Annotated in this window: 15 protein-coding genes; 12 read left to right on the top strand and 3 right to left on the bottom strand. The window is 42.1% G+C overall.

Annotated elements, in window-relative coordinates; all coding sequences use genetic code 11:
• Positions 1-399 precede the first annotated feature (399 nt).
• From HRT96_RS21660 to HRT96_RS21670, 3 genes are all read right to left on the bottom strand, one after another.
• Positions 400-867, bottom strand: a complete 468-nt coding sequence (locus HRT96_RS21660) for a hypothetical protein (RefSeq protein ID WP_293160732.1) — start codon at positions 865-867, stop codon at positions 400-402.
• A 73-nt stretch (positions 868-940) separates the two neighbouring features.
• Positions 941-1924 carry a tyrosine-type recombinase/integrase gene (locus HRT96_RS21665; protein WP_293160734.1) on the bottom strand — a complete coding sequence of 328 codons (984 nt, stop codon included), beginning with the start codon at positions 1922-1924 and terminating at the stop codon, positions 941-943.
• A 227-nt stretch (positions 1925-2151) separates the two neighbouring features.
• Positions 2152-2592, bottom strand: a complete 441-nt coding sequence (locus HRT96_RS21670) for a helix-turn-helix transcriptional regulator (RefSeq protein WP_293160736.1) — start codon at positions 2590-2592, stop codon at positions 2152-2154.
• A 117-nt stretch (positions 2593-2709) separates the two neighbouring features.
• Here HRT96_RS21670 and HRT96_RS21675 point away from each other — a divergent pair, with 117 nt between their 5' ends.
• The 12 genes from HRT96_RS21675 (at position 2710) to HRT96_RS21730 (ending at position 8824) form a co-directional block, all read left to right on the top strand.
• A complete protein-coding gene (locus HRT96_RS21675; protein ID WP_293160738.1) occupies positions 2710-2949 on the top strand; it encodes a hypothetical protein in 240 nt (79 codons plus the stop codon).
• The gene (locus tag HRT96_RS21680; protein WP_293160740.1) at positions 2946-3134 is read left to right on the top strand and encodes a hypothetical protein; all 189 of its coding nucleotides are present in this window, start codon (positions 2946-2948) and stop codon (positions 3132-3134) included. Before HRT96_RS21675 ends, HRT96_RS21680 begins: the two co-directional genes overlap by 4 nt.
• Positions 3131-3397 (top strand): hypothetical protein, encoded by a 267-nt coding sequence (locus HRT96_RS21685; RefSeq protein ID WP_293160742.1) that lies wholly within the window; start codon positions 3131-3133, stop codon positions 3395-3397. The genes HRT96_RS21680 and HRT96_RS21685 overlap by 4 nt, the downstream gene beginning before the upstream one ends.
• Complete coding sequence (locus tag HRT96_RS21690) at positions 3397-3681, top strand: hypothetical protein (RefSeq protein WP_293160744.1); 285 nt, start codon at positions 3397-3399, stop codon at positions 3679-3681. The genes HRT96_RS21685 and HRT96_RS21690 overlap by 1 nt, the downstream gene beginning before the upstream one ends.
• Positions 3674-5698: a replication endonuclease gene (locus HRT96_RS21695; RefSeq protein WP_293160746.1), complete on the top strand. Its 2025-nt coding sequence runs from the start codon at positions 3674-3676 to the stop codon at positions 5696-5698. Before HRT96_RS21690 ends, HRT96_RS21695 begins: the two co-directional genes overlap by 8 nt.
• Positions 5699-5707: 9 nt before the next feature.
• The gene (locus tag HRT96_RS21700) at positions 5708-5893 is read left to right on the top strand and encodes a hypothetical protein (protein WP_293160748.1); all 186 of its coding nucleotides are present in this window, start codon (positions 5708-5710) and stop codon (positions 5891-5893) included.
• Positions 5883-6293, top strand: a complete 411-nt coding sequence (locus HRT96_RS21705; RefSeq protein WP_293160750.1) for a hypothetical protein — start codon at positions 5883-5885, stop codon at positions 6291-6293. The genes HRT96_RS21700 and HRT96_RS21705 overlap by 11 nt, the downstream gene beginning before the upstream one ends.
• A 24-nt stretch (positions 6294-6317) precedes the next feature.
• On the top strand, positions 6318-6815 hold the full coding sequence (locus HRT96_RS21710; protein WP_293160752.1) for a hypothetical protein: 498 nt from the start codon (positions 6318-6320) through the stop codon (positions 6813-6815).
• The gene (locus HRT96_RS21715; protein WP_293160754.1) at positions 6802-7308 is read left to right on the top strand and encodes an ATP-binding protein; all 507 of its coding nucleotides are present in this window, start codon (positions 6802-6804) and stop codon (positions 7306-7308) included. Before HRT96_RS21710 ends, HRT96_RS21715 begins: the two co-directional genes overlap by 14 nt.
• A gap of 22 nt (positions 7309-7330) precedes the next feature.
• Positions 7331-7471: a hypothetical protein gene (locus HRT96_RS21720; protein ID WP_293160756.1), complete on the top strand. Its 141-nt coding sequence runs from the start codon at positions 7331-7333 to the stop codon at positions 7469-7471.
• 255 nt (positions 7472-7726) lie between these two features.
• Positions 7727-8533 carry a major capsid protein P2 gene (locus HRT96_RS21725; RefSeq protein WP_293160758.1) on the top strand — a complete coding sequence of 269 codons (807 nt, stop codon included), beginning with the start codon at positions 7727-7729 and terminating at the stop codon, positions 8531-8533.
• Between the two features lie 9 nt (positions 8534-8542).
• Positions 8543-8824, top strand: a complete 282-nt coding sequence (locus HRT96_RS21730) for a hypothetical protein (protein ID WP_293160760.1) — start codon at positions 8543-8545, stop codon at positions 8822-8824.
• Positions 8825-8834 lie beyond the last annotated feature (10 nt).

Genomic DNA, 8834 nt, shown 5'->3' on the forward strand with positions numbered 1-8834 from the left:
TTGAATTTTGGATAAAGAAAAGCCCATTGAATCAAACCATTCAATGGGCTGCGACACTTAGGAGGGTGTCGTTCTAAGTACAGATTGGTGGAGTCGGGGGGAGTCGAAACGCGCTCCAAGTCAGTGTTTATGCCGTTTAAAATTTCTAAGTACAGCTGATATGATATGGTTTAAATATAATCGCGTGTGTTTTTAGCCGCCATGCTGCCGCCATTTATTTTCCTGTAAGGTTAACTAAAAATCTGATTTATTGCTGTTTTTACGATATGGGACTGGGGGCCGCTAGACCCCGATTTTTGTCACCTTTTGCTCACCTGGTCTGTCACATTTTTAGTACCGGTCTTGTCACAGTTTAAAAAAACCTCAAAGAGGCTTTTAGTGATCATTAAATAACGTGGTTTATTTACAAGTGAGGATCGATGAGGAGTTTTTTTTATCCATCAGCGTGACATGTAATGATATTTCACTTTGTAATGTCTTGTAACTTTCTTGTGGTAAACCTGACCACATGTTATAAGGCATTTTTTGAGCGTTGAACGGCTTGGATAAGATGTTTTTTACTGCTTCACACTTCGATTCTGTTAGATATTTGCTTTTACCTATTGCTATGACTACGACCTGTATCTGGTCGTTATCTTCGCGAACCGTGGCATTTTTGAATCTAAATTTTGTACTACCAATGCGCTCACCTTCTAATTTATTGTTCACTGCATAAACATAGGTTTCTAACTTGAATAATCCAAGTTCGTACTTGGTTGCAGGTGTATTTTTTAATTCTGCAAGCTCACTTTCATTAGATGAAAAACCACTTGATTGTGATGCGAACGACGCTAAAGCTAGCAACAGTGGTAAGTATTTTTTATTCACGGTACATTTCCTTGTTTAGTGACTGATTTAAGAATAGCTATCATAAGTAGTTAATCGTAAAAAAGTTGTTATATCAAGGGGTAATGGTTGATAGTGGATTCAACTTAACTGCATCTTCTAAATGTTCCGGCGCAAAGTGCGAATATTTCATGGTATCAACAATTGACGCATGGCCCAGTATGCGTTGCAGTACCAAAATATTACCCCCGTTCATCATAAAATGACTGGCAAAGGTATGGCGTAATACATGGCTCATTTGTCCTTTCGGTAAATTAATTCCAGCCCTATCTACGGCATGACGAAACGCTTTGATACTGCTACCAAATAAGTGACCGGTCTTTTTGGGTAATCGCGCGGCTAATGTTGCTGAAACGGGGATGGTTCTTGGTTTGTTGCCTTTGGTATTTACAAAGGTCACTTTGTTATTATGCACATGTACACCACGTAAACTTTCTGCTTCACCCCAACGACAACCCGTACTTAAACAAATCTCTGCAATTAGTTGCACGTCTTTATTGCGCCCGTTCCCCAGCTCTTTTATTAATAAAGGAATTTGCGCAGGTTGAAGATAGCCCATTTCTGGCGCTTTATATTTGAGTGCGCGCATACCCGCGATTGGGTTAGCCCCTTTCCACTCACCAAGGCGGATTAATTCATTGAACAGGGCGTTAATGTAAGTCTGTTCATTGTTGACGGTTTTAACACTGACTTTTTCAAGACGTAATTTACGATAGGTAGCAAACTGGGTTTTATTAAATTTACGTGCCAGTGGGTTGCCTATGATTTTAGATAAGGCGAGTAATTTAGCTTTACGCTTTAATCCATCGGTTAATGCTTGGCCGTGCAGGTTATACCACGTTTCAATGAGATCATTGAGCCGCTCGGTATCGTTGAGTTCTTCTAGCCAACCTTCGTCCTTGGCCTTTTTGCCAATGTAAGCTTCAAAGCGTAATGCTTCTGCTTTGGTGCTAAAGCGTTTTCTAATTCTGCGACCATTGCGCCCAAACGGGTACATTTCGACAAGATGATAACCATCTACTTGTTGCGTTATAGACATAAATCACCCTCATTATATGACATTAGACACTGTTTTAAATCAGTTTACAGTGATGCACTGTATAAATAAACAGTAGTTTTTTTGCAGGGGTACAATGAAACAAGATTATATTAGAGCTTACCAGCTGGTGTCTGAATTTGTGGCCATCAACAACATGCCCGACTCCGTAGCTAAAGCGGTGCAGTGGCATGATTGGAGCATCAAGGCGCAAGAATGGGAGCGAGTCGCTAAACCGCGTCGCGCTCGCCTTCAGATCGTTCAATCAACTTGCCACCCTCTGCAACAAAATCATGACGTAATAAATCCGCTAACATTGAAAACTGAATATCAGGTTTAGGCGTTAACCAACCGAGCGCAATGGATGCTGTAAGCATGCGCTCGAAAGCTGCATCTAGCAATTCCGCAGGAACCCCGTTATTACACATCTTCGGTATGTCATCACCCGGTGCAATTTGTCCACTTTCTGGGGCTAATGTATTTGTGGTAAACCATAGTGCGTACTGAGGGAAATGCTCAGTAATTTTTAATAATGCCTTACCTGATGGTGACCTAGTTTCTCTCTCATACTGCTCCAAAGAACTCTTCGGCATTGATAAAATATTTGCGAATTCAACTCTGTTATAGCCGTGTGCTTCTCTAATTAATTTGATTTTTTCGCCTATTTTCATTTGACAGCACTCTAATGAATGGTTTAATATTCAAACAACATTCGATAGAGTGTTGCTTGTTCAGGTTGCCCCCTCTATTGAGAGCGTAACTTACCATTACACCAACAGGAGTAAGTAATGTCGATAAATATTTGTCTAGACCTCCCTCAAATGAGTGCCGCTGAGTATGCGCGCCGTCAAGGTGTTAGCGCTGATTCGGTTAAGCAATTGATGGATTCAGGCGCGCTGCCATTTGTTCAGCGTGGGCGCGGCTGTGTTCGCTACGTGAATATGGTTGCCTTAGCCGCTCAAGCTGCGCAACTAGCTGGAAACCAATCCGCTTGGAACCAACCGCAGCAAATCGAGGGAATCTCATGATTACTAGTTTAGTACCTGTATCTAAGCAATGCGGCTTAAACCATTTGAAAAAGCTGCGTGTTGAACTGCAAGCGATTGTTGATAGTAAAAAAGTGGAACGTGGTGTTGGTAAATGTGATTTGAATAGCCGTGTTTCGTTTCTTGAGCCAAAAGCAAAACAACCTTTGATATTGGGGGCATTATGAAAGTTAACGCTAAAAAGGAGTTTTGGTCTGATGGGGCAACTGTTGATGTACTTGGTGCCGATGTCGCTGTTCTTCTTCAGGATGTTACAGGGGTTGGCGTTAGCGGTGGGTCTAATTGTTTTGTGTCTTTACGTTTTTATCGAGTTGATAGCGTCTTGGGCAGTATTTCACTCCCTCTACTTGAGGCTGTGGCTTTAGTTGCCAAGCTAGAGTCACTGGGTGTTGATATTAATGGTGATCTTGATGTGCCGGAGGTTGCGTAATGAAAATTTGCGTTAGAGGAAATTCAACCAAGCCCCTTGCTGATGTGTTTGTAGGCGAGGGCGCGGAGACTGTTTCTATTTTCAGTGTGTCACAAGTGTTTGCTAATACTTGTGGTTTTAGTGCTGTAATCAACACGTTTGCATTGTGTAATGATGATGGTTCCGTTAGATGCTTTTTAGATGTTGAATTCAAAAAAGGCAAACAGTTGATTGCGCAGTTTAAAAACTGTGGTGTTTTTCGTGATGGTTATCCATCTGAGTTAGAGGTAGGTATTAATGCCTAATAAAAATACCTCTTTCATTGATCTTGATAATATCGGTGAGCTTATGGACCCATCCCGCCCAAGAGCACAAAAAGAAACGCCTAACACCACTGAATCATTAACCCCAGAACTACACGCCGTAGTAGCTGATTTTGTTGAAAGCTACAAGCATAAATACAACGTTGATTCACCACAAGATCGTGCAGATGAATTTGCTCGTTCTGTGTTGAACAAATTCGACTTTCCTTACGATATAAAAAACTACCTTGATAAAGCCACTGCAAGAAAATTCAAGCAAAAGGGCTTTAAACGAGCCCTATCATTTATTGAATTACGTAGTAACCAAGTTGCTCAAGCATTTTCTATGCTGCCTGAGCCTTGGTCACGTCTTGATACTGAGTATAAACGTGCGCGACTTGCTGACGAGTTAACAGGTCGTGCACGTATGCACTTAGCTGATGCGGTAAAGAATGGTCTTTCACCTTTTGAATTACTGATGGATATAAACAAACATGTTGGCTTGTCCATGTGGGTGCCAGCCTTTGAGCATTCTTCAGAATTAAAAGACGATGACGCTGCTTATGCTTACATTCTTAATCGTGCGATCGATGACACATTCTGGTTACGCGTAATCAATAAAGCAGTGATCATTGCATTTGAATCTGCCCGCCGTGCTGCGGGTATGGTTTCCCCTCACGTTAGTCCGTATGCCTCATTTAATAATCGCCAGTGGTTCAAAGAGCGCCAAAAAAGACAAGCTGAATGGATTGAAAAAATGGCACTTGAAAGTGCTGATGGCGAAATATTAGATTTAAAAGATGTGCGCAATGCGTCTATTGCTAACCCTGCAAATCGCCGTAATGAATTAATGGCACGTATTCGTGGTTGTCAGGAATATGCCGATTCAATTGGATTTGTGGCGCTGTTCGTTACCTTGACGGCACCGGGTAAATATCACCGCCTTAAAAAGCGCGGCAAATACTTTATTGAAAATGAAAACTGGAATGGTGAGCCGCCTGTTGCGGCTCATCATTGGATTAGCGCGGCATGGGAAAAATTTAGGTCTGCGGCAGGGCGAGAAACCAAGAAACGACCAGAGTTAAATTATTTTGGTATGCGCGTGGTAGAGCCGCATGTTGATGGAACACCACACTGGCACGCCGTATTTTTTGTCGCGCCTGCGCATGTAGATATATTTACAAAATTACTTGTTAAGTATCAGACTAAATTTGATGCCGATGAATTAGTTACAAAGGACGGGCGCAGGAAAGAACGAGCGATTAAAGCCCGTGTTGACGTGAAGAAAATCGACCGTAACAAGGGTGATGCAGTTGCCTATATTGCTAAATACATTTCTAAAAATATTGACGGTTTCGAACTCGAAGGATTAAACGATTTAGACGCTAAAAAAGTTAGCTTGGTCGATTCTATCGTTAACGTGACTTCGTGGTCACGCGCCTATTGTTTCCGTCAATTCCAATTTCAGAAAACACCCTCAGTGACAGTTTGGCGTGAGCTGCGCCGAATCAAAGTAGCGCATGAAGCTGTCTGGTTTGAAAAAATCCGTGTGTCTGCTGACTGTGGTTGTTTTGCTTCGTTCTTTTATTTTATGGGTGGCTATCAAACACCGCAAAGCGAAAGACCGCTTGAACCGTCATACACCTTGGCTGAAAACAAATATCAGGAAGTGATTAAGAAAATTGATGGCCTAAGAGGCTTTCAAGATGATGACGAGGACGGTTTTGACAATGTGCAGGTGTTTACACGTGAAAAGGTTTGGAAAATGGTCAAGAAAGGCGTTGAGGCTGTAGCTGATGCGGTTATTGGCTCTGTGTCTGGTCTTGGCTCTTTGGTGTCTGCAGGAAGCGACGTAAGTCGTTTCCCTCGGTCTAGTGTCAGTAACTGTACGCAAATCGAAAATGATGAAAATAAAGAAGTTGAGTGTCGTTTTACCAAGCACTTAAGACCCAATTTATTAGCGGGTGTCACGCACGATGAATATGCAGAAGAATTGTTTAACGGTTTCAAATGGATTTAAGGTGAATACATGAGTACTAAAAGACTACGGCAAGCGGCTGACGAGACGACAACAGAATTAGTCAGCAGTGCGCAAACATTTACAAACTCGCTAATGGGTAAAGGTTTTAAGCCATTAGTAAGTGCATTAATCCGGTATATCAAAATTACCAATGCACGTTTAACAAAAATAGAAGGGGAATCTAATGGAAATTGATGCGGCTATTTTAGGGTATATCGAATGCAATACCTGTAATGACACCAAGGCAATTAAGCAAGGTAAAGGCAAACGCAGTCGGTTTGTGCATGGCCGTTGCAAATGTGGGCCTGATACTCGAACGGGTGTGGCAGCACAAACGGAATTAAGCGCATTTAAACCATTAGATGTTGTGAAAGCGCTTATTGCAGCAAAGCAGCTACCGTTAGTTAAACCGAATAATGAACAATCTAAACCTAATACAGATGGAATAAATGCACAATCGCAAACGGAATCTAAACCAAATACCGATATGGAATCTAAACCCAATGATGAGCCCGAAAGCGAGACGTTGAATCTTTCGAAGTGCGTGGGTTTAGGTAGCGTTATCGGCTTGATATTCGGTTTAATTATTAGATAAGAATCACAAAAAAAAGGCAATCAAATGGAAAAGTTAAGCAATATTGAAAAAGACACCGCGCCAGTTGAAGTACAACTTGATATGCACAGTGAGTTTGACGAAAAAGAACTACTCAATTCACTCGATGACGATTTTAACCCTGACACGGTTATCGACAAGAAATCAAAGAAAGACCAGCTTTTAGAGCAAGGCGCTATGTCGGCCACTGCCGTTCTTGGCGTTGGTGAGCAAATGTTGAAGCAATTCGGGCATAAGCAATTTGCATTTGATGAAGCGCAAGTTGAAAACGTAGCCAAAGCAGCTGCCCCACTGTTTGTAAAATATAACGGAGAGTTACCACCCTGGTTAGCGCAATACAAAGAGGAAATTATGTTTACCTTTGCTGCGGGTGCATTGGGTTTTGGTTCTTATTCACAAATTAAAGCCTTAAAGAAAATCGATAAGGAAAAAGAAGTAAAAAAACCAAGCGAACCAGAAGTGGAAAATACGCAGTCGGAGATCACCGCTAATGCAACCGATTAACCCGAATAATAAACTTAAGAATGGTCATGTGTTCGCGGTTGGTATGAGTGGTAGCGGTAAAACATCGGCAGCTAAAAAATTATTTATAAAGCCCGCTGACCAAGTGGCGATATTCGACCCAGTTGGAGACTATGAAGGTAAGTTAGCAGGGCGCATTGTGCGCCGCTATAAAACCCTCAAAGAATTTGCCGCTGCATTAATCGCTGGCCGTAAGACGGAACAAGGCTTTAAAGTCTCGTTTCAGCCTGACTTTGAAACCACACCAGCCGATTTTGATAAATTCTGTCAAATCGTTTGGGCAGTGGGTAACGGCAAACATAAAAAACCATTAAAAGTGATTTGTGAAGAAGTGGCAGAACACAGTTTAAGCGCAGGTAAGGCCGCTGGTTATCACGGCAAAATATTGCGTTTAGGCCGTAAATTTAATATTCACACCATCAACTTGTTTCAACTTGTTTCAACGTGGTCAAGAAGTATCAAAAACCATCATTGATAACTGTCAGCGGGCTTGTGTAATGATGCAGAAAACCAATGCCAGCGCCGTTTATTTAGAACGTATGACAGGTATCCCCGCAGCAGCAATTGAGCCATTGGAACCACTTGAGTACCTTTTGCAAGATGGTAAGGAGTATAAAAAGGGCAAAATACACTGGTAAAGTGTGACTCAAGTCAAATCTAAACGGAATCCACTGAAAATAGTATTAGGAATCAAACGGAATAAATATTGTTTACTGAAAGCCAATCCCAAACGGGACTGGCTTTTTTTTAACTTAATTTATATAGGTAAACAATAAATGAAGAAATCTCACATGATTACGGCGGGTATCGCGCTGATTGTAGCGTTCGGTGTTGTCTGGGCATCAAACAATGTTGATGCCGTTGAAGATGCAATCGGCTAAGGGAGTATATCTATGTCTGCTCCAACTAAATTAAATTCGTTTACGGGTACGGGTTATGGCGAAAAAGCAGTGCTCACACTGCCGATTGGTCCTACTTATGACGAAATTTTTATCGAAACAAACCTCAGTGCTGCGCAATTACGCCGCGTGACTATCACGCTAAATGCAGATGAAATTATCGTCCTTGACGGTGAATTTATTGACAAACTTGAAGCGTATAAAGGCTTAGCTAAAACAGCCGGCTTTTTCACTATTCCACTGGCAGATGTCAGCGCTAAAACTAAAAACGGCATGAACTACACCGGATTAGTGACAGAAGCGGGTGACAACATCACCTTAGAAATTGAAATCGCTGAAACCACTAGCGGTACGCCGCCAGCCATTAAACTGCAAGCATGGGCGACTGTTTCAGCGCGTCAACCTGCGCGTATTGTGGTACCACAAATCAAAAAACACACCATGCAAGCCAGCTCAACAGAAAACGAGTTCTTGGATATGGTTTCAAGTCCGTTATTGCTAATCCGCCGTATGCACTTTTTAAGTGGTGAAATTCATGCAATCCAGATTTACCGCGATTTTGTGAAAGTGCATGATTCGAGTAAATCACTCGAAACGATGCGCGCCAAACGAAACCGCCGTTTCTGGCAACCTGATATCTATCATTTTGACCCAATTATGCGCGGCTATTACATTGATGAACTCTTTGCGACAGCACATGGCAGTGAGTTGAAATTCACCGTTAAGACGAATCAGCCTGTGGGCTCAATTCCTATTCTTGTTGAATCGGTACTGATTGTTCGTCCTGACCTTATTCGATAGGGAGCTGTTATGTCTTGGTATGACGATATGTCGGATTTTGGGTCAGGGTTACTTGACGATGTTGGTGAGGGTTTAGGCAACTTGATTGATAGCTCAACCCAAAAGACACAAAAAGAAGCCTCAACTAATTCGGGCACAGTGCAACAACCTGATGCCCCGGTGAAAGATAATCATGGTAATGCGGTGACAGGCACACCGCTACAATCAACGGATAAAACCTTGCTGTATATCGGTGGTGGTTTAGGCGTGGCAGTGGTGTTTATTGGTCTGATTATCGCGCTAAAAAATTAAGGGGGTAAAG

The sequence above is a fragment of the Moritella sp. genome, assembly GCF_013215705.1.
GTDB lineage: Bacteria > Pseudomonadota > Gammaproteobacteria > Enterobacterales > Moritellaceae > Moritella.

Bases quoted from the DNA above. Each gene is read 5' to 3' on its own strand.
- HRT96_RS21715 (WP_293160754.1), top strand. From the start codon at position 6,802: ATGCAACCGATTAACCCGAATAATAAACTTAAGAATGGTCATGTGTTC.
- HRT96_RS21700 (WP_293160748.1), top strand. From the start codon at position 5,708: ATGAGTACTAAAAGACTACGGCAAGCGGCTGACGAGACGACAACAGAA.
- HRT96_RS21705 (WP_293160750.1), top strand. From the start codon at position 5,883: ATGGAAATTGATGCGGCTATTTTAGGGTATATCGAATGCAATACCTGT.
- HRT96_RS21695 (WP_293160746.1), top strand. From the start codon at position 3,674: ATGCCTAATAAAAATACCTCTTTCATTGATCTTGATAATATCGGTGAG.
- HRT96_RS21725 (WP_293160758.1), top strand. From the start codon at position 7,727: ATGTCTGCTCCAACTAAATTAAATTCGTTTACGGGTACGGGTTATGGC.
- HRT96_RS21710 (WP_293160752.1), top strand. From the start codon at position 6,318: ATGGAAAAGTTAAGCAATATTGAAAAAGACACCGCGCCAGTTGAAGTA.
- HRT96_RS21670 (WP_293160736.1), bottom strand. From the start codon at position 2,592: ATGAAAATAGGCGAAAAAATCAAATTAATTAGAGAAGCACACGGCTAT.
- HRT96_RS21665 (WP_293160734.1), bottom strand. From the start codon at position 1,924: ATGTCTATAACGCAACAAGTAGATGGTTATCATCTTGTCGAAATGTAC.
- HRT96_RS21680 (WP_293160740.1), top strand. From the start codon at position 2,946: ATGATTACTAGTTTAGTACCTGTATCTAAGCAATGCGGCTTAAACCAT.
- HRT96_RS21690 (WP_293160744.1), top strand. From the start codon at position 3,397: ATGAAAATTTGCGTTAGAGGAAATTCAACCAAGCCCCTTGCTGATGTG.
- HRT96_RS21685 (WP_293160742.1), top strand. From the start codon at position 3,131: ATGAAAGTTAACGCTAAAAAGGAGTTTTGGTCTGATGGGGCAACTGTT.
- HRT96_RS21720 (WP_293160756.1), top strand. From the start codon at position 7,331: ATGATGCAGAAAACCAATGCCAGCGCCGTTTATTTAGAACGTATGACA.
- HRT96_RS21675 (WP_293160738.1), top strand. From the start codon at position 2,710: ATGTCGATAAATATTTGTCTAGACCTCCCTCAAATGAGTGCCGCTGAG.
- HRT96_RS21730 (WP_293160760.1), top strand. From the start codon at position 8,543: ATGTCTTGGTATGACGATATGTCGGATTTTGGGTCAGGGTTACTTGAC.